This is a genomic window from Serratia sp. JSRIV002, assembly GCF_019968725.1.
GTDB lineage: Bacteria > Pseudomonadota > Gammaproteobacteria > Enterobacterales > Enterobacteriaceae > Chania > Chania fonticola_B.
The window spans coordinates 2549941-2572242 of record NZ_CP074143.1 but is presented as its reverse complement, the minus strand read 5'-3'; the positions used below and the strand labels follow the sequence as shown (position 1 = coordinate 2572242).

Below are 22302 nucleotides of genomic sequence, written 5' to 3'. Positions count from 1 at the left end.
CGCAAGGTTTTGATGGCCTGGGATACCGGTCAGCCCGCTTCTCTCACAGGTGATTTATGAGCTTAGGATTCAGTGGCAAAAGCCTGGAATATCAGGACATCACGATCGCCAACAGTGCCGAACCGTTCTGGCCAGACTTGAACCTGGGCGAGTTTCAGCGGCAACGTGCCATCCCGCCGCACATGGATGGCGCCACCGCTGCCCAGGCCATCCTAGGAGCCGTGGGTGAGGTTAACGCCAGCCTGGCCGGGTATGTGGCCCAACAACAGGCCAAAGGTTATCAGGACGCGCTGGCAGTACCAGGGGCCACGATTGAAGGGGAAAACCAGTTAACTGCCCAGTACAAAAAAGCCGTGTATGCCCGCGCTAAAGCTGACTTGCTGGGCGAGTTCGCCAGCATTGGTCGCCGTGAAACGCACCCTGGCCAGGAAAGTACCGAGACCCGCGAATCGCTGATTGCCGAGTCGTCGTTGGTACTGCGCAACATCAAAGGGAAACTCCGCGTCGGGGTTAGCCTGATATGAGCCAGTTAACCTCGTTGACCCAGTTCCTCAAGGACAATTTACCGGAGCGGGTACGGGATTTCGACAGCTACATGGACGACCAGAAAATCGTGGTCAGCAACAAAGACATGGGGATGGGCCAGCGCCGCATAGGTTACACCACCTACACCGGCGAACTGCGCTGGGACAGTTGGCCCTACCGGATGTGTGATCCGCAGTTGCTTTATACCCTGGTGTTGGTCTGGCTGGGTGACTTTGCCGGAGCCTTGCGGGAAGACATTGGCCTGCTTGACCCTGATGTCGACGCCGTCATGATCGACGAACAAACCGCGATCGTCAGCGTTACCGTGCCGCTGGTTGATGCACTGGGGATTATTGAAGACAACGATGGGCCAATACCGCATGACGGCACGCGCTGGCGTTTGGGTGACCCGGTTGTCCTGGTAGCCGAACAGGCCACGATTTACGGCGCCGACGCGGTCGGGGCGTCGGTGGATAACCAAAGCACATGATCCAGGGAGAGCTGAACAAGGCGCAATTGGCCGCGCTGAAGGCCGCATTGGACGCGGTCGACCTGCCGCCGAAGAAGCAACAGCGCCTGTTATGGCGGATTGCCAAGCTGGGCATTATCACAGCGGCAAAACGTAACGCCCGCAACCAGACCGACCCGGACGGCCAGCCCTGGGAAAAGCGCAAGCGGGGAAAAAAGAAGATGCTGCGCCAGTTGCCGAAACTGCTGCACGTCAAGGAAATGCCGGAAATCAAGGCCGTGCGGATTTACCTCCAGGGCGGCAAGTACCAAAACGCAGGGAAACCCGTATCCGCCGGGTTAATTGGTGCCGTTCACCAGAATGGCGCCAGCGTCCAGGGGAGCGCCAGCACCGCCCCACGGGCCCGTGACCAGGACAAACCGGCCAACCCCCGGCAAGCCAGGAAACTGCGCAAGTTGGGTTATCAGGTCTGGCGGGGCAAACGGTATGCCAAGGCATCGGCACAAGAAATCATGGCCAAGATGACCATGGCCCAGGCCGGGCTGATGATTAGAAAACTCAGCGGCAAGCCGTCCAAGCAGACATGGAAAATTGACATTCCCGCCCGCGTGTTCCTGGGCGTGAATGATGAAGAATTTAACCGCATTCTGGCCCGCCAACTGCAAGCAATCGGATTTGGCGTGGCGTGAAGGCACAAGACATCAAGGGGAAACAACAATGACCTGGCCGAATGTCACCATTAACCAGCTCAACCAGTACCAGGGCAGCACCAACGAGGTGGAACGCGTCTTGCTGTTTATCGGTACCGGCGACACCAATGTCGGCAACCTGCTGTCCGTCAACAGCCAGTCCGACTTTGACGCCCTGTTAGGGGAAGACGACAGCGTGTTAAAAGCCAACGTGAAAGCCGCGTTCACCAATGCCGGGCAAAACACCTTTGGTTATGTCCAGGTATTGGCAGACGACGCCACCACCGCCGACTGGGTCGCCGCCGTCAACGCTGCGCAAGCCGTGGCCTCTGTCGAAGGTGTGGTGTTGCTGACGGATGTCGAAACCAAAGCCGACATCGACGCCGCCAACACGTTACGCGCCACCTTGATCGCCCGCTTCGGTCGCTGGACGTGGTTTATCCTGGGCGTACAGGGCATTTTGCCGACCGAAACCTGGGTGACCTATACCGCCCGCATGGCAACACTTCAAGAAGGGATCGCCGCGTTTGGCGTGCAACTGGTGCCGCGTCTGTGGGGGAATGAACCTGGCGTCCTGGCTGGTCGCCTGTGCAGTCGCGCCGTCACCATTGCCGACAGCCCTGCCCGCGTGAAAACCGGCCCCCTGCTGGACATCGGCAGCACCGAACGTCCGGTCGATAAAAACGGGGTCGAAATTACCCTGGCGGAATTGCAGACCCTGAACAGTAACCGTTTTTCTGTGCCGATGTGGTACCCGGACTTTGACGGCATGTACTGGGCCGACGGGCTGACGCTGGATGTTGAGGGCGGCGACTATCAGGTGATCGAGTACGTGCGCACCGTGGACAAAGCGGCCCGCCGCGTGCGACTGCAAGCCATCACCAAAATCGGCGATCGCAGCCTGAACAGTACGCCAGGCAGCATTGCCGCCAACCAGACCTTTTTCGGTCGTGTGCTGCGCGAAATGTCACGCAGTAGCCAAATCAACAACGTTGCGTTTCCGGGCGAGGTGAAAAGCCCCCGCGACGGCGACGTGGTGATCACCTGGATGGATAACAAATCGGTCAGCGTCTATCTGACAGTCCGCCCGTATGAAAGCCCGAAAGCGATCACCGTCAACATCTTGCTGGACACCAGCCTGGACACGGAGTAACCGCCAATGAGCACTAAACGCATTTCGGGGCAGACGTTCGACATCGACATGGGCGGCGTGGCCGTCCAGGTGAAAAACATCTCTTTGGATATCACCGATAACACCGAGGTGGCCACGACGCGCGGTATCCCTGACGGGTACACCGACGGGTCGGTCGCTGCCGAAGGGGAAATCGAAGTCGATACGCAAAACCTGAAGCTGATCCAGGTTAAAGCCCAGGCGGCAGGCTCCTGGCGCGGGATTGAGCTTCAGGACTTCCTGTTCTACGCGAAGGCCGGTAGCGAAGAACTGAAGGTCGAGGCCTTCGGCTGCAAGCTGAACGTGTCCAACCTGTTGGCGATCGACACTTCCGGCACTGGCACAACCAGTCACAAAATCAAGTATTTGGTGACGTCGCCGGACTTTGTCCGCATCAACGGTATTCCGTACCTGTCCGCTGATGATACCCGCGACCTGCTGGGATAAGGGGGCAGAAGATGCACGACCATGAAAGGAAAGTCCTCATCCTAGCGATCATCGGGGCCGTTATCGCCATTGGCCAGGTGTTGGTGAGCACCGACCCCATCACACCGCGCCTGTTTTTCGGTCGCGTGATCCTGGGGTCTGTCGTGTCGATGGTGGCCGGGGTGGCATTAGTGCAATTTCCTGAGCTGTCGCCGGTGGCCATTAATGGCATCGGCTGCGCCCTGGGGATTGCCGGTTATCAGGCTGTCGAGCGTTGGTTGCGCCATCGCGGCAGCAAAATCGTGAAAGGTGACAATCATGACGCTAAGTGAAAAACAGCAACTGTTTACCAAGCTGATCGCCCAGTTGATTCTGTGGGCTGATGAAAAGGGCTACCGCCTGACCTTTGGCGAAGCATACCGCACGCCGGAACAGGCCGCCCTGAACGCGAAATCCGGCAAGGGCATCGCCAACAGCCTGCACACCCAGCGCCTGGCCGTCGACCTGAACCTGTTCAAAAACGGGATTTATCAGACCGACAGCGCGGCTTACAAAGAGCTGGGCCTGTACTGGGAATCGCTGGGCGGTGCCTGGGGCGGGCGTTTTTCCCGACCTGACGGTAACCACTTTAGCCTGGAACATAACGGAGTCCGCTAGATGAACCTGTCACCGTTCGCCCTGATTGCGATCCTGGCCGCCGCCTTCGGGTGCGGCTGGACGACGGCGGGCTGGAACCAGGACAGCCAGCAACTGGTGATTGAGCGGGCCGCGAATGCCGGGGCCGAACAGGCGCGACGCTATACCGAGCAAATGGCCGGGGCATCGGCCAAACAGTTGGAAACCACGCTGGAGACCTTACGTGCTGATGGAATACGTACTGAACGGGAAATCCGTATTGAAACGGTTAAACCTATTTTTCGCAACGTGTGCGCTTCTGATGAGTATGTCCGGGTGTTCAACGATGCCAGCGACCGCGCCGAACGTGCCTTATCAGGCCAACCTCCGCGCCCGCTGCCCGACGGTCATGCCCCGGCTGACTGACAATACCGGCGAAGCCTTCGCCGTCGTGCTGGACGAATTCCAGCGGCTTTACCCCCTATGCGCTGCCAGGCACAACGCGCTGGTTGCAGAGATGGAACAACGAGAGAACGGGAAACTACCATGAGCGAACAAGTCAAAATCATTCTAGAAGTGGCAGGCGTAGAGCTGGTCTTTGAACCGACCACCACGGCCTATAACAAGATGGTCAACGAAACCAGCATGGACAACAAGGTCGCCCCGGCCACCAACTACCTGCGCCGCATCGTTGCCACCGAATCGAAAGAGGCGCTGGAAGCATTTCTCAAACAGCCCAGCGCCGGTATGCAGATCGCCGCCAAGGTCAACGAACGCTTTACCCCTGAACTGGACATCCAGGTAAAAAACTGACGGAGCGGGTCAAGGCGATCGAGTCCAACGAGCTGGAGCAATTCTTCGCCTTGCGGCGCCATTATTTGCCGCAGGAATCGGACGATAACGAGAGCCTGGCCCGCGCCATCTGGCTAGACAACCGGCACTGGCAATTTATGAGCATCGCCGTTAACAACGGCATTGCCAAAACGTTCAAAGGCGAAACATGAAACAGCTCGACTTTACCCTGAGCCTTATCGACAAAATGACCCGCCCGCTTAAGCAGGCCCAGTCGGCGGTCGGTAACTTTGCGGCAAAGTCGCAGGCCAATTTTCAACGGATCGGTATCGGTGCCGCCGCCATTTGGGGCGTCACCCAGTCCATCAAGGCCATGCTTGGGCCAGCCTATGAAATGCAACACGCCCTGGATGAACTCTCCTTGCGCGGCGTTGACGGCAAAGTCCTGAACAAGCTGTCTGGCGATGCCCTGCGCTTTAGCACCCGATACGGCAAATCTGCCGTTGAGTTCGTGACATCGGCATCGGCCATCAAAGGCAGCATTGCCGGTCTGACCGACGTCGAACTCCCCCGCTATGTCATGGCCGCCAATACCCTGGCCGCCGCCACCAAAACCAGCGCCGAAGAGGCGGGCGGTTTTATGGGCGCCATGTACAACCAATTTAAAAACCATGCCGACAAGATGGGCAAAGTCCAATTTGCCGAGAAGCTGGCCGGGCAAAGCGCCTACATGGTGAAGACCTTCGGCATGGACATGGCCACCATCCAGGACATGCTGGTCGGCAGCAAAGGCGAAGGCAGCAACTACGGTCTGGGGATGGAGGAACAGTTTGCCGTCCTGGGCGAATTAAATCGCACCATGGGCAGCGAAGGCGCGGGCGCTTACGAACAGTTTTTGAAAAGCGCCCAAGCAGGCGCCAAAACGCTGGGCATGAGCTTTACCGATGCAGGCGGCAAAATGCTGTCCATGCCAGCCATTCTGGAAAAACTGCAAGCCCGCTATGGCAAGACCATCGAAGGCAATCTCAAGGCCCAGGGCGAGCTGGATAAAGCCTTCGGGGAAGGGGCCAACGTGATCAAACGCCTTTACGGCAACGTGGGCGATCTGCGCAAAAACATGGACGCCATGGGCAACGCCCAGGGGATGAAGAACGCCATCGAAATGGCCGAGAAAATGGCCGACCCATGGCAACGTCTTATTGCCATCTGGAACGCGTTAAACATCATTATCGGGCGCACGCTGTTACCCGTGCTTAATCCCGTCCTGGCCAAAGTGGCCGCCATCGGGGAAAAGTTCGCCAAGTGGGCGGAAATGTTCCCGAATATCTCACGCTGGATCGGCTATATCGTTCTGGGCTTGCTGTCACTGGCCGCTGTCGGGGCGGTGATCACTATGTTAACCGGCCTCTTCGCCCTGCTTACCAGCCCGATCATGCTGATTATCGCCGCCCTGGCCATTTTGGCCTGGGCTATCTATGACCAATATTTGTATTGGAGCTGGGCATTCGGCGAGATTGGCAAAGACCTCACGGCCTTGTGGGAACAGATTGTCGGCGTATGGGATAGCGTGACCGCGTATTTCTCCGGCGTGTGGGACAGCATCACCCAGGGCTGGGAAAGGGTCGTCAACTTCTTTGCCGGGCTGTCGCCGCTGGCGGCCTTCGAAGGTTTCGCCGATGCCATCACCGGCGTATTCAGCGGGCTGTGGGACTACCTGAAAAGCGCATTCAGTGAGACCTACAACTGGATCGTTGACAAGCTGAACTACCTTCCCGGCGTCAATATCGACCTCAAAGAGACATCCCCCGTCATGCCGCCGTCCGCTCTGGGTACGCCGCAGGTCAGCCCCGTTTCCGCGCCGGTACTGACGGGCGGCCAGGCGCAATCGGTCGGGCCAGGGGGCATCGGTCGCCAGTTAGGCCAGGCGAACAATAACAGCCGACGGGTCGAGAATAACCAGAACATTAACCGGGTGGAATTCAACGTCGCGACCCCGTTGTCACCGCAACAACTTCAGGAATATCAGGAACTCTATGACTGATGACATGTATATCGACCTCCTGATAACTGACCGGGATATCACGCTGAACGCAGGCAATGAGCCGGAGCTGTGCAGCAATCGGGTCAGTATCGCCCAGGACATCAAGCACGCGCTGATGGAGTCCGGCTTGCCTGGTCTGTTGGTTGCTGAACGCAGCCCCACCCTACGGGCTGACATCATCATGCGCATGACCATCCTGGTGGAAGACGACGAACGGCTTGTCCCTGGGACGATTTTTATCAATGAAGAAACCCGCACGCGGTTAACCATCCTGGCCGAAACCTATGATTTTGGCCCGATTGATGCAGGGATATTGTATGGCGACTAAACCGAATATTGACTTTGAAGCCTCCCTCCGCGAAGGCGGAATGCCGGTTACAGAAGACCAAGTCCGGGCAGAATTTGACGCGATCGTCAAAGAAGAAGGACTCATCACCAACACGTCCAAAATGTCCCCATTCTGGCGGTTGATATCGGCGATCGTCAGTGCGCCGGTGATGTGGCTTAAAAATATCCTGGTCGCGACGGTCATGCCTAACATGTACCTGGCGACGGCCAGCGGCCCCTTTGTCGACCTGTTTGCCTGGGCGCTCAACCTCTCACGCAAAGAGGCTACCTATACCGCCGGATTGATTACCTTTTTCAAAGGGGACATGAGCGTCGCGATCACCATCCCGGCAGGAACCCTTATCCAGACCGAACGCATCAATAACACGGTTTACGCGGTGGCCGTCAACGCCGATACGGTGATACCGGCGGGGGTAAATTCGCAGGCTATCGCCGTCACCGCGACCGCGCCTGGTACCGCCTTTAACCTGGCGCCTGGCTATTACCGCATTCTGCCAAAAGAAATCAGCGGGATAGCATCGGTCGAGAACGCCGACAACTGGCTGACTTCCCCCGGTGCCGATCTGGAGTCGGACGACGACTTGCGCGACCGCAGCCGCAACCAGTTTAACCTGGTGGGGAGTTACCACGTTGACGCGGTATACCGCAGCATGATCGCCACCGTGGCCGGATTGAGCACTGACCGCATCTTCTTTGAACATGACGCCCCACGTGGGCCGGGTACCGCCAACGCCTTTTTGCTGTTGGATACGGGCGTGCCGTCCGACGCGTTTGTCGAGAAGGTCAACGACCATATCAACAATCAGGGCTACCACGGCCACGGCGATGATATGCAGTGCTTCCCTATACCGGAAACCCACCACGACCTGACCGTCCGTGCCTGGTACTTCAGCACGCTAAACCTCGACGACGACGAACAGGCCGAGCTGAAGCGGAAAATCATCGACGTGGTACGCAGTGCCTTTAGGGATAACGCCGACTACGCGGTCACCCGCACCTGGCCACACAGTCGGTTTAGTTTTTCGCGCCTGGGCGAAGAGTTACACCTGTTATTTCCTGAATTGGAGTCTGTGACCTTTTCAGTGCCGGACATTATCAGCGGTCTGAGCGTGCCTCGTCTGGACGTGTTGAGCGTGGAGTTGACCAGTGGATGAGCAACCAAAACTGACGATCACCCTGCCGTCATGGATGAACCTTGGCGAAGTTAAAAAACTGGCCGCCGCCGCGACCCGCTTCTGGCTGAAGGTCAAAGGGTGGATTAGCTGGCCGTTGGCGCAAACCGACCCGCTAACCTGCACCCTGTCCATGCTCAACCTGATCGCCTATCAGCGCGATATCACGCGCTTTGATGGGGAACCGTTATGGCTGTACCGCAAGCGGGTGAACTTTGCGTTTCTGAACGCTCAAGACAGCGGTAGCCTTATCGGTTTTTACCGAATTTTCCAGCGCCTGGGCGTTGGCGAGATTATCCAGCTTGAACGGCAACCCGGCATCGACTGGGACGTGATCATCATTCGGATGAACGATAGCCAGCTAGCCAGTAATTCGGCACTGATACAGGAAATCATTAGGCAATACGGGCGCACCTGCCGAAGGTACCAGTTCCAGGTGGTCAACACCGCAGCAACAGCGATTCACGCTGGCGAGTTCGACAACGATCACCAGGTCTGTGTCGCGACCCTGGATAAGAACATAAGAATCATGACGGAAGATACCGTCTATTTACTCACCGATGATGGTTTCTTCCTGACGGTGTAACGAGGGGTAAAGTATGTCAGCAATCATTACACGGCAGTTTGAGCAATGGTGTGCAGAGCGCACGGCCAACAACCTGCCCGCCAGGCCGGACACGTTCATTTTTGCTTATGTGCCAGGGCAAGACCCTGACGGAGAGATGGACAGGGACGAACCGTTACCGCCAGAAGACCAGGTCATGCACCGCGCACCGGTTGCCCAGTACGGCACAATAAATAACGACGCGGTGGCCTATTCCGTCGTGCTGGACACCAAGGTCGGGGACTTCGATTACAACTGGATCGGCCTGCTGGATGCGGAAAGTGACACGCTTTGCATGATTGTGCATACCCGCACCCAGAAGAAGATCGCCACTAACGGCCCATTCCAGGGCAACACCCTGTCCCGCACCTTGGTGATGGAATTCAACGGCGCGGCAGCGGCATCGCACATCACGGTCACCGCTGCCACCTGGCAAATCGACTTCTCCGCCCGTATCTTCGGCCAGGACGACCAGTTGCGTCTGGCGAATCTGGAGACATACGGCCAGGGGAGTTTCTTTGATAATGGTTTCCTGGTGATCCGCGAAGGGAATAGCTATTCGGCTATGGCAGGCCGGGGATATGTCGGGGGAATACGCGCAGAGCTAACCGGATATTACCCAATCACTGTAACCACAAAACCGACATTTATCTGGGCCGATGTGAGCTGGCAAGGGGCCACAACCAGCGCCTGGTCGGCGCATGTTGTGCTGACCGCTGCCGAAAACCTGGTCGACTACATCGACCCGCAGCGCTTTCCCCACTATGTGACCGCCATTGCCCGTATTGAAGCGGACGGCAGTGTCACCGACCTGCGTCCGAAAGGGTCACAGGGAGAACAAGAAGCCAATCGGCTGTTTTTGCGCAAAGACCAAAACCTGGGCGACGTCAAAAACAAGGCAACCAGCCGCGAAAATCTCGACGTCTATAGCAAAAGTGAAACAGATGGACGCTATGTAAACCAATCAGGCGACATCATGGCCGGGCCGCTCACCTCAACGTTTTCGGACACCTACCGGATAGTGAGCGGACGTTATGGGACGTTCTGGCGCAATGATGGCTCCGCCCTGTATTTGATGCTGACCAATCCCAATGACCAACAGGGTAACTTCAACGCCTTGCGCCCGTTTACTGTCAATTTGGAGTCGGGACGGGTATCTATCGCCAATGGCCTGTTACTTGGTGGTGACTGGCCAGCGCTCCAAATGTCGACAGGGACAACATTCCACCCTGACGGCAACATAGAGGGCAGTACCTGGGGCGGATTCCTGTCGAACTGGCTAAATGACCGTTTCACCAGCGTAAACAACAATATCGACACCCGCGCCACAAAGGACTATGTCAACGCAACCTTTGTTAAACAGTTGCGCCTGGGTGCAAACGTCTATTTTGGCGGCTATGACGGTACTGTCATGGCCCCATCTGGCTATGTGGTTACCGGTCTTGGTGACTTTGGCGCGGCTGATGGCTATGGCTATGCCGCCCCGCTGCAATATTTGATAAATGGCAACTGGATCACCATGGGGGTGGCCTGATGAGAATGAATAACTTTACTCAATACATACCAACCAACCCGCCCTTTGGGGAAAACGCTTTGTATTTGCAGGATGATAAAGGCCGTGATTGGTATGCCTCACAAAGCAAATTCAAAAAGGCGTTTAAGTTGGCGATCGATCCGGTTACAGGGGTTATTTATAGCATTACCGAAGATGTCTCCGCCCTTTTCCCTTCGGGGTTAACGGTCGTTGATATTGATGAAATCCCAGTAGGTTGCACGATTTCGGGCGACTGGATTTATCACGACGGTAACATCACAAAATCAGCCCAGTCAGACCAAAACAAAGCCAATCACCAGAAAGCGGAGCTGATGAAGACGGTCAGTGCGCAAATCGAAGTGCTCACCGATGCTATTGCCCTTCAGTTGGCCACTCCAGAAGAGGAAGCTCGGTTAGCGGAACTGCAAACGTACAGGGTGATGTTATCCCGTATTGATACCAGTACCGCCCCCGATATCACCTGGCCGGAGGCGCCATAATGTGGAAGCTGGCCCGATTGGGATTTCCCGAAGATCTGCAAGCCGTGACGTGTTCGCTGCTGGCTGTGCATCCCTGGACATATGGCGCAAACCAGGTCACCGAGTCGGGAGCATATCTTAGCCCCCAGAATGCCGTCGACCACCTGGCCGGAAAATTGCGCGGTGCGGGTGGCGACCAGGACGTGACCGTCTTCCTGTTGGCCAGCTACACCTTGCCCGATTTTAAGCAAGCCTTGGACACCATGGCGACCGTGTTCCCGCTGCCGGTATTTTTGCAGACCGCCCGCAAAAGTGCCGCAGCGGTCAACCTGGATATCACAAAAATGCAGTTGCCTGGTCAAGCCTCCGGCGGCCTGCCCGATAGCGTGCCGCTGTCCGTGAGTACCTGCCGCACGGCACTGAATGCCCAGCGGTTAGCCAAGGCCGCCGCCGAAGCCAGCCAGGGGACATCGTTGGCCAGCCTGGAAAGCGGGCTTTCTTCTTTGGCCGCGCTGCGTGACCAGGCCAGCCAGGCCGCCGGGAATGCCTTGGCAGAACTCCAGGGCAAAAGCGTCGAATTGTGGGTTTACCAGGCACATGGTGAGCCGTCGAATATCGCCGCCGACATTATCAACGGGGTACCGGTACAGGATGCGATCTACACCATGGCGACCTTGTTTGCTGGCGACCTTGGCGGCCTGAATAGGATGATAACGACATGACACAGATCATCATGCTGGCGCTCGACGGCGAAGCTATCCCGCTGCAAGAGCTGCTTGTCACGCCGCAAATGCAAATCCCTGACAAAGACCAATCCGGGCAGGCATCCGGGACGGCATCGTCGGAACAGGGCATCAAGGCGATGGAATTACGCGTTTCCGGCTATATCCCGTTCAAAAAATCGGAAGTGTTAGCCCGGTTATTTACCCTGGCGAAAGCGCAAAGCAACGGCGCCATGAAACGCTACCGCGTTGCGAACAAGACCGCCCAGGCGGTCAACTTCCGCGAAGGGGTATTCAGCGGCAATATTGACGCGGCAGAGCAGACCGGCAAAATGGCCTGGCTCGTCAACTTCACCCTTAAAGAGCGTGACAGCGTCGCCGAAAAGGCCGCAGCCCGTACCGCCTCCAGCGTGAAGAACCGAACCCAGAACGCGAACGGCACCAGCGCCACACCAGGGGCCGGTGATGAAGAAGGCAACCGGGAACTGACCACGTTCGAGCGGTTCCTGAAGAAAATCGACGATAAACTGGCACCCTCATCATGAAACCGATCATCACATTGCAGATTGACGCCCAGACTGTGCCGGTGGCCAGTTGTGAGCTGGTTATCGACCTGAGCGCGTGCGGTCGCGGGTTTATCACGGCGGGAACCGACCAGGACAACACCGGCAAACTGATCCGCGTGGACGTCGGCTATAACGAGCAGACATTACGCTGGTTTACCGGGTACGTGGAGCGCGACCAAGCCGCCGAAAATGGGTTTCGTCGCATGTTGGTGCGGGAGCTGGTCGGCGTATTCGAAAGAAGCTGGCCGATATCCATGCAACACCCCACGTTACGCCAGGTCACCGATAAGCTGGCGGCAGACTCCGGGCTGACCTTCATCCTACCGGAAGGAAAAGCCTACACCGACCGCGAAATCCCGCATTTCGTCCACAGCGGCACCGGCTGGCAACTGCTATCCAACCTGGGCCGCGCCTTTGAGATCGACGATTACATCTGGCAGCAATTGCCCGACGGTACGGTCTGGCTCGGACAATGGTCGGATTCACGCTTTGCTAACCTGCCGATCTCTATCCCGAACGAATACACCAAGGCCGCCGGGGCCGGTAACAGCATCACCTTGCCCGCTATACCGTCAATCCGTCCTGGTGTGCTGGCTGACAACCAGCGGATAACCCGCGTTGCGCTGAAGGACGACGACATCACGCTGACCTGGACACCACTTACCGCCAGCGGTAAACCCAAGCAGAAAACCCCCTTTGAGCGCCAGATTGAAAAAGCCCACCCGGAGCTGGCCGCCGGTCTTCACCTGCCTAAACTGGCCCGCGTAGAAGCCCCGGCAGAAGGCGCCAGCCTGGGCGATATTGCCGACCCTTTCCGCCCGCGCTTTGCGGTAGACGTGCAATTGCTTGACGAGAACGGCACACCGAACGCAGAGACCCCGGTTTATCCGGCGGTATCCCTGCCGGTACCGATGGCCGGTGATGAATCCGGCCTGATGCACTATCCCCCTGCCGGAACGCTGGTTGAGCTGGCTTTCACCGATGGCCGCCCGGACAAGCCCTTTATCCGCCAGGTACTGCCCCAGGGCAACAGCCTGCCCAGCATCAAGCCAGGGGAGCAACTCCAGCAGCAACGGGCAGAAGTGTCTCAACGCGTGACCCAGGCGGGCACCTGGGAGCGTAAGACTGACCAGGGAATCACCGAGAACAGCGCCACCCGCACGATCACCGCCGACGAAGAAACCCGAACACTGACCCAGCGGGCAACCACCATCCAGGCCAGCGACAGCACCACAGTGATCGGTACCGCCAAGCTGTTGGCCGGTGCGGTCGTCCAACTGTCCCAAGGCGACTACAGCCTGGGGACGTCGGGGCAATTGCTGGTCAAGGCAAAGAGCTTCACCGAGAAAATAGACCAGGGCGTCGACATCACCATCGGCGGCCAACTGACCGAAAAGATTGCCGGACTTCGCCGAAGCGCGTCCGCCAGCCTGGAGCTGATAGCCAGCAGTGTGCGCATGGGTACCGATGAAACCAACGTCCTTAGCCTGCTCCTGGAGACTCTCGACGTGATCCACGACCTGGCCCAGCATACCGCTGGCCACAGCCATTCGAACACCGGCACCCCCACCAACGCCGATGCGATCGCCGGTACCGGCACCACGGCCACCACCCTGAAAACCCGTTACGCCCCCTACATCGACTGACCCCACCCAGGGCGGATAACCCCGCCCAAACCTGCCCCCTTAAAACGATCCTGTAGCGCCCTCAGCGGGGCGCGCCTGCGCCACCACGCCCACGCATCACCGCGTAACCTATCGCCTTATCACAGCCCGCCCACAGCCCTAGCGCATGACGTGACGGAAAGCTTGCGCGACGAAATCGGCGCTACACCGCACCCGCCTGCACGTTTTGCTTACTAAAAATTTTGCAAAAGAATTTTGGTGCAAACCCTACCGCCAGCCCGCGCCGTTGCTGGGTTGTTGGCTGTCCTGGTCAATTGCACGCTGTGAAATGTTTTTCACTATTTTGCAAAATCTGGCGCGGGCGCCGTCCAGCCCTGGCTGGCTAACTGTCTGGTTTAAAAAGGATCGCGTTACTTTACGCGAGGATCGCCGGGAGAATTTTCGACGTTGTCACAATTGGCAAGCTGTGGGGAAAAGTCAGACGCGGCGCGGTCTGGCGGGTATTATGGGCAGCGGTTCAACTTTGCAAAAATTTCACAGTTGGATCGGGAAAGGATCGCGGCTATCCGTTATGGCCACAGCGCCTATCCGTTATCACGAAACCGTTATCCGTGATGATTTCATCGGGATGGCCACAACTCCCTTTAGGGTCACATTGTGGACACACAAAATAAAATATCCTTATAAATCAGAATAAATAACACAAAAAAAGGGAGGCCTAAGCCTCCCCATTAACTCCCCTACCTGAATCAGTTGTTACGGATGTATTCATCCATATCGGTTTTCAGGTTGTCGGATTTGGTACCAAAGATCGCCTGAACGCCTGAGCCAGCCACAACTACACCGGCAGCACCCAGTTTCTTCAGACCAGCCTGGTCGACCTTGGATACGTCGGCCACGCTAACGCGCAGACGGGTAATACAGGCATCCAGGTTGGTGATGTTTTCTTTACCGCCGAATGCCTGAACCAGCGCAGCAGACATTTCAGAACCGCCCTGAGCCACCTGCTCGGAAGCATTGTCTTCACGGCCAGGGGTTTTCAGATCCAGTTTGGCAATCAGCACGCGGAAGATGGTGTAGTACACCAGACCGTAGATGACACCAACGATTGGGAACAGCCAGATTTTGCTGCTGTTGCCGCTCAGTACGATGAAGTCGATCAGGCCGTGTGAGAAGCTGGTACCGTCACGCATACCCAACAGAATACAGATTGGGAACGCCAGACCGGCCAGGATCGCATGGATTACGTACAGGATCGGCGCAACGAACATGAAGGAGAACTCGATCGGCTCGGTAATACCGGTCAGGAACGAGGTCAGCGCAGCGGAGATCATGATACCGCCGACTTTGGCACGGTTTTCCGGCTTGGCTGAGTGCCAGATGGCAATCGCAGCAGCAGGCAGACCATACATTTTGAACAGGAAGCCACCAGACAGCATACCCGCAGTTGGGTCACCCGCCATGTAACGTGGAATGTCGCCGTGGAACACTTGACCGGCCGCATTGGTATATTCACCAATCTGCATTTGGAACGGAACGTTCCAGATGTGGTGCAGGCCAAAGGGTACCAGCGCACGCTCAACAAAACCGTAGATACCGAATGCCACCACAGGGTTCTGATAAGCCGCCCATTCGGAGAAGGTCTGAATAGCCGTACCGATTGGTGGCCAGATGAAGGAGAGGATCACACCCAGAATGATAGCGGCCAGACCAGAGATGATCGGCACAAAACGCTTACCGGCAAAGAAGCCCAGGTATTCTGGCAACTGAATGCGGAAGAAGCGGTTAAACATGTAGGCAGCAATGGCACCGGAGATAATCCCCCCGAGCACACCGGTATCCGCCAGGTGTTTGGCCGCAATCTCTTCGGCTGGCAAATGCAGCACCAGCGGCGCAACCACGGCCATGGTTTTCACCATGATGCCGTAAGCCACTACCGCGGCCAATGCAGAAACGCCGTCGTTGTTAGTGAAGCCCAGGGCAACACCGATAGCGAAGATCAACGGCATATTGGCGAATACGGAACCGCCGGCTTCCGCCATCACGTGAGAGACTACCAGCGGTAGCCAGCTAAAGTTGGCGGAACCGACGCCCAGCAGAATACCTGCGATTGGCAATACGGAAACCGGCAGCATCAGCGATTTACCTACTTTTTGCAGGTTGGCAAATGCGTTCTTGAACATAGTTGAGTGTGCTCCTGAGTAATAGTGCTTTGCTACTTCTCGCGAATTTTCGCGTTGCAGAGGGGGGAGAGAAAACCCCTGCATTTTCAGGGTGTCTGAGCACCCCTTTAATTTTTACGCAGAGTAAAATAAATACCCTGAACAATGTTTGATGGCAGTCACGTTTCGATGAATCTGACCGGCCATTTTTCAAAAATCGTCTACTTTTTGTGAAGAAAGATGAAAATTTGCCCGACCGATCCCCTGAAACGGGTGGGAACATTACCCGTTTCGAGGATTAATTACGAGCTTAAAAAGAATTAGATTATCGCCAGCGGTTTGCTAAGCCTAGACGAAGGTTCAGAGTTCGATGTGAAACAAACGTGAAAAGTTGGCGGTGGTCGCTTGCGCCAGGTTTTCTAGACTGACGCCCTTCAATACGGCCAGGTATTCTGCGACGTCACGCACATAGGCGGGTTGGTTTTCTTTGCCGCGATGAGGCACCGGCGCCAGGTATGGCGAGTCGGTTTCCACCAGCATACGATCTAATGGCACATAGCGGGCCACCTCGCGCAGCGGCTCGGCGTTACGGAAAGTGACAATGCCGGAAAACGAGATATAGAAGCCCAGATCGAGCAAGGCTTTCGCCGTTGGCAAATCTTCGGTGAAGCAATGCAGCACGCCGCCGCAATCCTGTGCGTTCTCTTCACGCAGAATGGCCAAGGTATCGTCACGCGCGTCACGCGTATGCACAATCACCGGCTTGTTGAGATCCCGGCCAATACGAATATGTTGGCGGAACGACTCTTGCTGTAACGGGATATTGTCTTGCTGATAGAAGTAATCCAGCCCGGTTTCCCCCAGGGCAACCACCTGCTCTGCCGCAGCCAGACTGCGCAGTTCGGCATAATCGTAGCCCCCCTCCAGATTCAACGGATGAACGCCGCAGGAGAAGGCGACATCGTTACGTTGACCGATCAGTTGGGTCATCGCCTGGTAACCCGGCAGCGTGGTGGCAACCGCCAGTACAAAGCCCACATCCTGCGCTTTGGCTTTGACCAGAGCATCGTCCACGCTGTGGTGCAAGGTGGCGAAGTCCAGGCTGTCGAGGTGGCAGTGAGAATCTACTAATAACATGATAATTAACTCTTTTACAACGAATGAGGGGGTGAGTAGCCGGTAGCGCCGAGCATCTGCTCCCAACCGAGTAACTGTTCTGTCAGCAACAGCTCGCGATTAACGCCGACCACGCTGAGTAACTGATGGCGGCAGTTAAGCCACTGCTGCATGATTTGCTGGAGCGAAACGCTGCTCAAACGGCTGGCCAATTGCTGGACCAGTGGCAATTGATCCTGGTTCAGAGCATAGCTCGCGGCACCCTGCTGGTATTTCATCGCGTCCATCAGCAACGCGCATAGCCAGTGTAGCCGGTCCGCCACGTCGTCATGGTTCAGTGCCGGCAACAGGGCCAACATATCGCACTGCGGCAGAGCGGTGTTCAAGGCGTTGCACAGTGCGGCCCGCTGTTGCCAGCGATTCGGTTGCAGCAACTGTTCGGCTGCGAGTGGAGCACCGTCATGCAAGCGTAATGCGGTCAGGCGATCGACCGAATTGCCCGCGCCCTGGCGGTTAAGCCATTGCAGACTCAGCTGTTCATCCGGGCTGGCCAGATGCCAGTAGAAACAGCGGCTACGCAGTGTCGCCAGCAGGCGTGAGGGCTCACGGCAACCTAGCAGGAAGTAGGTATTGGCCGGAGGTTCTTCCAGGGTTTTCAGCAAGGCGTTGGCGGCGGCCTCGGTCAACAGTTCTGCCTGCGATAGCCACACCACCTTGGCTCCCCCCTGCTGGGCATGGGAATAGAGGACCTCAATCACCTGGCGGATAGGTTCGATACCCAAGCTACTCTTGCCCTTTTCCGGGGCCAATACGTGGTAGTCCGGGTGGTTGCCTGCCAGCATCAACCGGCAGCTGTGACACTCACCGCAGCTCTTTTCACCATTGCGCTTTTGGCAGATCAGCCAACGGCTAAGGGCATAGAGTAGCTCAGCATCGCCGTTGCCCACCGCCGCATGCAGCAGTAATGCGTGATGGCCACGCCCAGCCGCATACTGCCCCACCAAATGACGATAGGGAGCGTTAAGCCACGGGTACCAGTTCATTACGCCCCTTCCTGCTGTTGCAGCCACTGTACAACCACCTGGCGAATATCGGCGGTGACCTGTTCCAGCGTTTGTGCCGCATCTATGGTAACGATGCTCGCATCCTGCGCCGCCAGTTCAAGATAGCGCGCGCGGGTACGTTCAAAGAACGGCAGCGCTTCTTGCTCAATACGGTCTAACTCTCCGCGCGCACGCGCCCTTTGCAGGCCTACCGACGGAGGCAAGTCGAGATAAAGGGTCAGGTCGGGGCGGAAGTCACCCAATACCGTATCACGCAGCGAACTCATCAAGTGTGGATCGATTCCCCGGCCCCCGCCCTGATAGGCTTGCGCGGAAAGGTCGTGACGATCGCCCACTACCCAGGCTCCCCGCGCCAACGCCGGTTGGATAACGGTTTCCACCAGTTGCACCCGCGCGGCATATATCATCAGCAGTTCCGCCTTGATGGTCGGCAAATCGCCGTCTGCGCCGCATTTAAACAGCTCGCGCAGCTTCTCCGCCAGTGGCGTACCACCCGGTTCACGGGTAAATACAATGTCATTAATACCCTGCTCGTTAAGCACGTTGACCACGGTATTGCGCGCGGTGGTTTTACCCGCACCTTCCAAGCCTTCAATCACTACAAAGTTACTTTTCATTCTTTTCCTTTTGTACCTGCCGATAGACACGCACCGCAGCATTATGGCTTGCCAGGTTGGTGGTGAACGTATGGCCACCCTTGCCGTCGGCAACAAAGTACAAATAATCGGTTTTAGCCGGATTGGCAGCGGCTTCCAGTGAAGCACGGCTCGGCATGGCGATCGGCGTTGGCGGCAGGCCACTGATCACATAGGTGTTATAGGGCGTTGCCGTCTCCAGATCCTTACGGGTGATGTTACCGGTGTAACTGTCGCCCATGCCGTAGATCACCGTAGGATCGGTTTGCAAACGCATGCCCAAACGCAGGCGATTGATAAACACCGAAGCGACCTTGGTGCGTTCCTCCGCTACAGCCGTCTCCTTCTCAACGATCGAAGCCATCGTCAGCAACTCTTCCGGCGTTTTGTATGGCAAGCTGGTGTCTCGCGCATGCCAAACGTCCTGCAATGCCTTGTACATCCGCAACTGCGAGCGCTTTAACAATGCCTGATCGGTGGTTCCCGCCGTATAGAGATAGGTATCTGGATACAAACGGCCTTCCAGCACGCCACCTTCCGGCAGCCCCAGTGCCTTGGCGATTTCCGCCTCGCTTTTACCTGCCAGGGTATGTTTGACGTATTTGGACTCTTGCAGCACCTGCAGCCAATCTTTCAGACGCAACCCCTCGATAAAGCGCGCGCTGAACTGGGCTTCTTTGCCGCTCGCCAACAGTTTCAGCATCTGGCGCACCGTCATCCCCGGGATTAAACGGTAGGTACCCGCCTTGAATTCGGCCAGTTCCGGCTCCAGGCGCAGTAACCACGGGAACCAACGGCCATTGTGGATCAGCTTGTCGCGTACCAGCAGCCCTTCCAGCGCCACACGGCCAGTGCCTGCGGGCAGTTTGAAGTAGGTTTCCTGCCCAATCGCCAGCGGAGTCTCGGCAAAGCGTTCAATCCGCTGATGCCCCCAATACAGCGAAGCCAACGCCAGGAGCAGCAGCAGTACAACAATCTTGAGCTTTTTTCTCTTCATCGATCAGCCATCATTAACAGTGTGGTCGCAAAAAATCATACAGTTGGCGCGAAGGGTAGCGCCATGATTGTGCCCTATTCACCGGCAGCAACGGCATCAGCGCGTTGCATATCAGCACTTCCTCCGCATCGGCCAGCGTCTCCAGCGGTTCACTGACGTAATGCAGTAGATACTCGCTGCCCGCCAGAAGTTCAATCACGCGGCGGCGCATCACACCGGCGACACCGGCCTGATCCAGATTTGGCGTAAAGACGCTTTTTCCTTTACGCCAGAACAAATTAGCCGCACAGCATTCCACCAGCATACCCGCAGTGTCAAGCACCAGCGCCTCATCGGCATCGGCCTGGTCAAGATGTGCGCGGATCAACACCTGCTCCAGGCGGTTAAGGTGTTTCAGGCCAGCCAGCAATGGATTACGCCCTAGCGCTACCGGGCTGAGCGTCAGGCTGATCCCTTCCTCACGCCATGACAGGTAATGAGCGGGATAGGTGCTGCGTGAAACGATCCGTGTAGGAGCAGCGCAGCCGCGCGGGCTGTAACCTCGTCCGCCGCTGCCTCTGGTCAGTATCGCTTTGACCACGCCAAGGGACAGAGAGCCTGCCGCATGGCGCATCTCAAGTTCAAATGCCGCCCAGTCCACTGCAGGCAGCAGCAACTTCTGTGCCGCCTGCTGCATGCGCTCAAGATGCCAAGGGAAAAGATCGATGTTGCCATCCACTACTCTGGCGGTGGTAAAGCAGCCGTCGCCAAACTGCAAACCGCGATCGCTGGCTGCCAGGGCGTCATGTTGTTGTCCATTGATCCAGTACATGCGTTTCCTCACTGTGTTATCACTACAGCATAACAGGCGCATACTACGATAAACGGCCTGGAGCCATAAAAAAAGCCCGGTCAAAATGCACCGGGCCTTTATCAACTTAAGTTGGCAATAATTATACGCGACGGAAAATCAGCGAACCATTAGTGCCACCGAAGCCGAAGGAGTTACACAGCGTGAACTCCATATCTTTGGTCTGGCGCGCTTCGTGTGGTACGAAATCCAGATCGCAACCCTCATCCGGATTATCCAGATTGATGGTAGGTGGAACCGCCTGATCGCGCAGAGCCAATACGGTAAAGATCGACTCAATCGCCCCAGCGGCACCCAGCAGGTGGCCGGTCATCGATTTGGTGGAGCTGACCATCACCCGGTTGGCATCGCTGCCAAATACGGATTTCACCGCTTGGGTTTCTGCCTTATCACCGGCCGGCGTCGAGGTGCCATGCGCGTTGATATAACCAATCTGTGACGTTGTCACACCTGCATCACGCAGTGCGTTTTCCATCGCCAAGGCGGCACCAGCACCGTTTTCCGGTGGTGATGTCATGTGGTAGGCATCGCTGCTCATACCAAACCCGACAATTTCGGCGTAAATTTTCGCACCGCGTTGTTTTGCGTGTTCGTACTCTTCCAGCACCATCATCCCCGCACCATCGCCCAGGACAAAACCATCACGGTCTTTATCCCAGGGGCGGCTTGCGGCCTGTGGGTTGTCATTGCGGGTTGAGAGCGCACGAGCCGCCCCAAAGCCGCCGACACCCAGAGGGGTACTGGCTTTTTCTGCGCCACCGGCCAGCATCACATCGGCATCATTGTAAGCGATGATACGTGCGGCATGGCCAATGTTATGGACACCTGAGGTACAGGCAGTAGCGATGGAAATACTTGGGCCACGCATGCCGTACATAATGGTCAGGTGACCGGCAATCATGTTCACAATGGTCGAAGGCACAAAAAACGGACTGATTTTCCGTGGGCCACCGTTAACCAGTGAGCTATGGTTCTCTTCAATCAACCCCAGGCCGCCGATACCAGAGCCGATAGCGGCACCAATACGATTGGCGTTCGCCTCGTTGATATCCAGCCCCGCATCCTGCATGGCTTGCATGCCGGCGACGATGCCGTATTGAATGAAGGCATCCATCTTGCGCGCATCTTTGCGCGAGATGAAATCTTCACAGTTAAAATTCTTTACCAAGCCAGCAAAGCGCGTTGCATAGGCAGTAGTATCGAAATGGTCGATCAGGCTGATGCCACTCTGACCGGCAAGAAGAGCATTCCATGTGGACTCTACCGTATTGCCGACAGGAGACAACATGCCCAGTCCGGTCACAACTACTCGACGCTTAGACACGTTTGTCCTCCAAGGAGGGAAAATATGACGCTAGGGATAGAAAAAACTTAGGCGGTCGAGTGACCGCCTAGATATGTTCGCTTACTGCTGGCTAGCGTTGATGAAATCAATAGCTGCTTGCACAGTAGTGATTTTCTCAGCTTCTTCGTCTGGAATTTCGGTGTCGAATTCTTCTTCCAGAGCCATTACCAGCTCAACGGTGTCAAGAGAATCAGCGCCCAGGTCTTCAACGAAAGAAGCGTTGTTCAATACTTCTTCCTGCTTAACACCCAGTTGCTCAACAATGATTTTCTTAACGCGTTCTTCGATAGTGCTCATACTCTTAAATTTCCTATCAAAACTCGCTTTCGCGATGGTTTTCGTAGTGTATAAAATG

General features: G+C 56.6%; 26 protein-coding genes and 1 pseudogene. 19 read left to right on the top strand and 8 right to left on the bottom strand.

The features are described 5' to 3' along the window. Positions 1-56 precede the first annotated feature (56 nt). From KGP26_RS12000 to KGP26_RS11910, 19 genes and pseudogenes are all read left to right on the top strand, one after another. Positions 57-524 carry a head completion/stabilization protein gene (locus KGP26_RS12000; protein ID WP_223665499.1) on the top strand — a complete coding sequence of 156 codons (468 nt, stop codon included), beginning with the start codon at positions 57-59 and terminating at the stop codon, positions 522-524. Continuing rightward, positions 521-1015 carry a phage tail protein gene (locus tag KGP26_RS11995; protein WP_223665498.1) on the top strand — a complete coding sequence of 165 codons (495 nt, stop codon included), beginning with the start codon at positions 521-523 and terminating at the stop codon, positions 1013-1015. The genes KGP26_RS12000 and KGP26_RS11995 overlap by 4 nt, the downstream gene beginning before the upstream one ends. Next, positions 1012-1715 (top strand): annotated as a pseudogene (locus KGP26_RS11990) (hypothetical protein). Before KGP26_RS11995 ends, KGP26_RS11990 begins: the two are co-directional and overlap by 4 nt. Next, a complete protein-coding gene (locus KGP26_RS11985) occupies positions 1712-2836 on the top strand; it encodes a DUF2586 domain-containing protein (protein ID WP_223665497.1) in 1125 nt (374 codons plus the stop codon). Before KGP26_RS11990 ends, KGP26_RS11985 begins: the two are co-directional and overlap by 4 nt. A gap of 6 nt (positions 2837-2842) precedes the next feature. Continuing rightward, complete coding sequence (locus KGP26_RS11980) at positions 2843-3301, top strand: phage protein (protein ID WP_223665496.1); 459 nt, start codon at positions 2843-2845, stop codon at positions 3299-3301. Between the two features lie 11 nt (positions 3302-3312). Further along, on the top strand, positions 3313-3612 hold the full coding sequence (locus KGP26_RS11975; RefSeq protein ID WP_223665495.1) for a phage holin family protein: 300 nt from the start codon (positions 3313-3315) through the stop codon (positions 3610-3612). Next, the gene (locus KGP26_RS11970; RefSeq protein ID WP_223665494.1) at positions 3599-3937 is read left to right on the top strand and encodes a M15 family metallopeptidase; all 339 of its coding nucleotides are present in this window, start codon (positions 3599-3601) and stop codon (positions 3935-3937) included. Before KGP26_RS11975 ends, KGP26_RS11970 begins: the two co-directional genes overlap by 14 nt. After that, positions 3938-4321: a hypothetical protein gene (locus KGP26_RS11965; protein WP_223665493.1), complete on the top strand. Its 384-nt coding sequence runs from the start codon at positions 3938-3940 to the stop codon at positions 4319-4321. It begins immediately after the preceding gene. Positions 4322-4441: 120 nt separating this feature from the next. Continuing rightward, positions 4442-4708: a putative phage tail assembly chaperone gene (locus tag KGP26_RS11960; protein ID WP_223665492.1), complete on the top strand. Its 267-nt coding sequence runs from the start codon at positions 4442-4444 to the stop codon at positions 4706-4708. 50 nt (positions 4709-4758) lie between these two features. Continuing rightward, positions 4759-4899: a hypothetical protein gene (locus KGP26_RS11955; protein ID WP_223665491.1), complete on the top strand. Its 141-nt coding sequence runs from the start codon at positions 4759-4761 to the stop codon at positions 4897-4899. Then, the gene (locus tag KGP26_RS11950) at positions 4896-6728 is read left to right on the top strand and encodes a phage tail tape measure protein (protein WP_223665490.1); all 1833 of its coding nucleotides are present in this window, start codon (positions 4896-4898) and stop codon (positions 6726-6728) included. Before KGP26_RS11955 ends, KGP26_RS11950 begins: the two co-directional genes overlap by 4 nt. Then, a complete protein-coding gene (locus tag KGP26_RS11945) occupies positions 6721-7056 on the top strand; it encodes a DUF2590 family protein (RefSeq protein WP_223665489.1) in 336 nt (111 codons plus the stop codon). Before KGP26_RS11950 ends, KGP26_RS11945 begins: the two co-directional genes overlap by 8 nt. Beyond that, positions 7046-8230 (top strand): baseplate J/gp47 family protein, encoded by a 1185-nt coding sequence (locus KGP26_RS11940; RefSeq protein WP_223665488.1) that lies wholly within the window; start codon positions 7046-7048, stop codon positions 8228-8230. Before KGP26_RS11945 ends, KGP26_RS11940 begins: the two co-directional genes overlap by 11 nt. Before the next feature lie 34 nt (positions 8231-8264). Continuing rightward, entirely contained in the window at positions 8265-8834 is a 570-nt protein-coding gene (locus KGP26_RS11935) for a hypothetical protein (RefSeq protein WP_371824948.1), read from the top strand. Positions 8835-8847: 13 nt separating this feature from the next. Further along, a complete protein-coding gene (locus KGP26_RS11930; RefSeq protein ID WP_223665486.1) occupies positions 8848-10386 on the top strand; it encodes a phage tail protein in 1539 nt (512 codons plus the stop codon). Further along, positions 10386-10886 carry a tail fiber assembly protein gene (locus KGP26_RS11925; RefSeq protein WP_223665485.1) on the top strand — a complete coding sequence of 167 codons (501 nt, stop codon included), beginning with the start codon at positions 10386-10388 and terminating at the stop codon, positions 10884-10886. Before KGP26_RS11930 ends, KGP26_RS11925 begins: the two co-directional genes overlap by 1 nt. After that, positions 10886-11587 carry a hypothetical protein gene (locus tag KGP26_RS11920; RefSeq protein WP_223665484.1) on the top strand — a complete coding sequence of 234 codons (702 nt, stop codon included), beginning with the start codon at positions 10886-10888 and terminating at the stop codon, positions 11585-11587. Before KGP26_RS11925 ends, KGP26_RS11920 begins: the two co-directional genes overlap by 1 nt. Continuing rightward, positions 11584-12132, top strand: coding sequence for a hypothetical protein (locus tag KGP26_RS11915; RefSeq protein ID WP_223665483.1), 549 nt, complete (start codon positions 11584-11586; stop codon positions 12130-12132). The genes KGP26_RS11920 and KGP26_RS11915 overlap by 4 nt, the downstream gene beginning before the upstream one ends. After that, positions 12129-13799 (top strand): hypothetical protein, encoded by a 1671-nt coding sequence (locus KGP26_RS11910; protein ID WP_223665482.1) that lies wholly within the window; start codon positions 12129-12131, stop codon positions 13797-13799. The genes KGP26_RS11915 and KGP26_RS11910 overlap by 4 nt, the downstream gene beginning before the upstream one ends. Before the next feature lie 728 nt (positions 13800-14527). Here KGP26_RS11910 and ptsG read toward each other — a convergent pair. From ptsG to acpP, 8 genes are all read right to left on the bottom strand, one after another. Next, positions 14528-15961, bottom strand: coding sequence for a PTS glucose transporter subunit IIBC (gene ptsG, locus KGP26_RS11905; RefSeq protein ID WP_021804710.1), 1434 nt, complete (start codon positions 15959-15961; stop codon positions 14528-14530). A 339-nt stretch (positions 15962-16300) separates the two neighbouring features. Continuing rightward, a complete protein-coding gene (locus KGP26_RS11900) occupies positions 16301-17077 on the bottom strand; it encodes a metal-dependent hydrolase (RefSeq protein WP_059200559.1) in 777 nt (258 codons plus the stop codon). Positions 17078-17091: 14 nt separating this feature from the next. After that, positions 17092-18099 carry a DNA polymerase III subunit delta' gene (gene holB, locus KGP26_RS11895; protein ID WP_059200558.1) on the bottom strand — a complete coding sequence of 336 codons (1008 nt, stop codon included), beginning with the start codon at positions 18097-18099 and terminating at the stop codon, positions 17092-17094. Then, a complete protein-coding gene (gene tmk, locus KGP26_RS11890; RefSeq protein WP_021804713.1) occupies positions 18099-18737 on the bottom strand; it encodes a dTMP kinase in 639 nt (212 codons plus the stop codon). The genes holB and tmk overlap by 1 nt, the downstream gene beginning before the upstream one ends. Beyond that, entirely contained in the window at positions 18727-19752 is a 1026-nt protein-coding gene (gene mltG, locus KGP26_RS11885) for an endolytic transglycosylase MltG (RefSeq protein WP_094982273.1), read from the bottom strand. The genes tmk and mltG overlap by 11 nt, the downstream gene beginning before the upstream one ends. Before the next feature lie 13 nt (positions 19753-19765). Beyond that, positions 19766-20563 carry an aminodeoxychorismate lyase gene (gene pabC / locus KGP26_RS11880; RefSeq protein WP_223665481.1) on the bottom strand — a complete coding sequence of 266 codons (798 nt, stop codon included), beginning with the start codon at positions 20561-20563 and terminating at the stop codon, positions 19766-19768. A 121-nt stretch (positions 20564-20684) separates the two neighbouring features. Continuing rightward, a complete protein-coding gene (fabF, locus tag KGP26_RS11875; RefSeq protein WP_024485943.1) occupies positions 20685-21926 on the bottom strand; it encodes a beta-ketoacyl-ACP synthase II in 1242 nt (413 codons plus the stop codon). An 81-nt stretch (positions 21927-22007) separates the two neighbouring features. Next, positions 22008-22244, bottom strand: coding sequence for an acyl carrier protein (gene acpP / locus KGP26_RS11870; protein WP_004719003.1), 237 nt, complete (start codon positions 22242-22244; stop codon positions 22008-22010). Between the last annotated feature and the right edge of the window lie 58 nt (positions 22245-22302).

Bases quoted from the DNA above. Each gene is read 5' to 3' on its own strand.
- KGP26_RS12000 (WP_223665499.1), top strand. From the start codon at position 57: ATGAGCTTAGGATTCAGTGGCAAAAGCCTGGAATATCAGGACATCACG.
- KGP26_RS11995 (WP_223665498.1), top strand. From the start codon at position 521: ATGAGCCAGTTAACCTCGTTGACCCAGTTCCTCAAGGACAATTTACCG.
- KGP26_RS11985 (WP_223665497.1), top strand. From the start codon at position 1,712: ATGACCTGGCCGAATGTCACCATTAACCAGCTCAACCAGTACCAGGGC.
- KGP26_RS11980 (WP_223665496.1), top strand. From the start codon at position 2,843: ATGAGCACTAAACGCATTTCGGGGCAGACGTTCGACATCGACATGGGC.
- KGP26_RS11975 (WP_223665495.1), top strand. From the start codon at position 3,313: ATGCACGACCATGAAAGGAAAGTCCTCATCCTAGCGATCATCGGGGCC.
- KGP26_RS11970 (WP_223665494.1), top strand. From the start codon at position 3,599: ATGACGCTAAGTGAAAAACAGCAACTGTTTACCAAGCTGATCGCCCAG.
- KGP26_RS11965 (WP_223665493.1), top strand. From the start codon at position 3,938: ATGAACCTGTCACCGTTCGCCCTGATTGCGATCCTGGCCGCCGCCTTC.
- KGP26_RS11960 (WP_223665492.1), top strand. From the start codon at position 4,442: ATGAGCGAACAAGTCAAAATCATTCTAGAAGTGGCAGGCGTAGAGCTG.
- KGP26_RS11950 (WP_223665490.1), top strand. From the start codon at position 4,896: ATGAAACAGCTCGACTTTACCCTGAGCCTTATCGACAAAATGACCCGC.
- KGP26_RS11945 (WP_223665489.1), top strand. From the start codon at position 6,721: ATGACTGATGACATGTATATCGACCTCCTGATAACTGACCGGGATATC.
- KGP26_RS11940 (WP_223665488.1), top strand. From the start codon at position 7,046: ATGGCGACTAAACCGAATATTGACTTTGAAGCCTCCCTCCGCGAAGGC.
- KGP26_RS11935 (WP_371824948.1), top strand. From the start codon at position 8,265: ATGAACCTTGGCGAAGTTAAAAAACTGGCCGCCGCCGCGACCCGCTTC.
- KGP26_RS11930 (WP_223665486.1), top strand. From the start codon at position 8,848: ATGTCAGCAATCATTACACGGCAGTTTGAGCAATGGTGTGCAGAGCGC.
- KGP26_RS11925 (WP_223665485.1), top strand. From the start codon at position 10,386: ATGAGAATGAATAACTTTACTCAATACATACCAACCAACCCGCCCTTT.
- KGP26_RS11920 (WP_223665484.1), top strand. From the start codon at position 10,886: ATGTGGAAGCTGGCCCGATTGGGATTTCCCGAAGATCTGCAAGCCGTG.
- KGP26_RS11915 (WP_223665483.1), top strand. From the start codon at position 11,584: ATGACACAGATCATCATGCTGGCGCTCGACGGCGAAGCTATCCCGCTG.
- KGP26_RS11910 (WP_223665482.1), top strand. From the start codon at position 12,129: ATGAAACCGATCATCACATTGCAGATTGACGCCCAGACTGTGCCGGTG.
- ptsG (WP_021804710.1), bottom strand. From the start codon at position 15,961: ATGTTCAAGAACGCATTTGCCAACCTGCAAAAAGTAGGTAAATCGCTG.
- KGP26_RS11900 (WP_059200559.1), bottom strand. From the start codon at position 17,077: ATGTTATTAGTAGATTCTCACTGCCACCTCGACAGCCTGGACTTCGCC.
- holB (WP_059200558.1), bottom strand. From the start codon at position 18,099: ATGAACTGGTACCCGTGGCTTAACGCTCCCTATCGTCATTTGGTGGGG.
- tmk (WP_021804713.1), bottom strand. From the start codon at position 18,737: ATGAAAAGTAACTTTGTAGTGATTGAAGGCTTGGAAGGTGCGGGTAAA.
- mltG (WP_094982273.1), bottom strand. From the start codon at position 19,752: ATGAAGAGAAAAAAGCTCAAGATTGTTGTACTGCTGCTGCTCCTGGCG.
- pabC (WP_223665481.1), bottom strand. From the start codon at position 20,563: ATGTACTGGATCAATGGACAACAACATGACGCCCTGGCAGCCAGCGAT.
- acpP (WP_004719003.1), bottom strand. From the start codon at position 22,244: ATGAGCACTATCGAAGAACGCGTTAAGAAAATCATTGTTGAGCAACTG.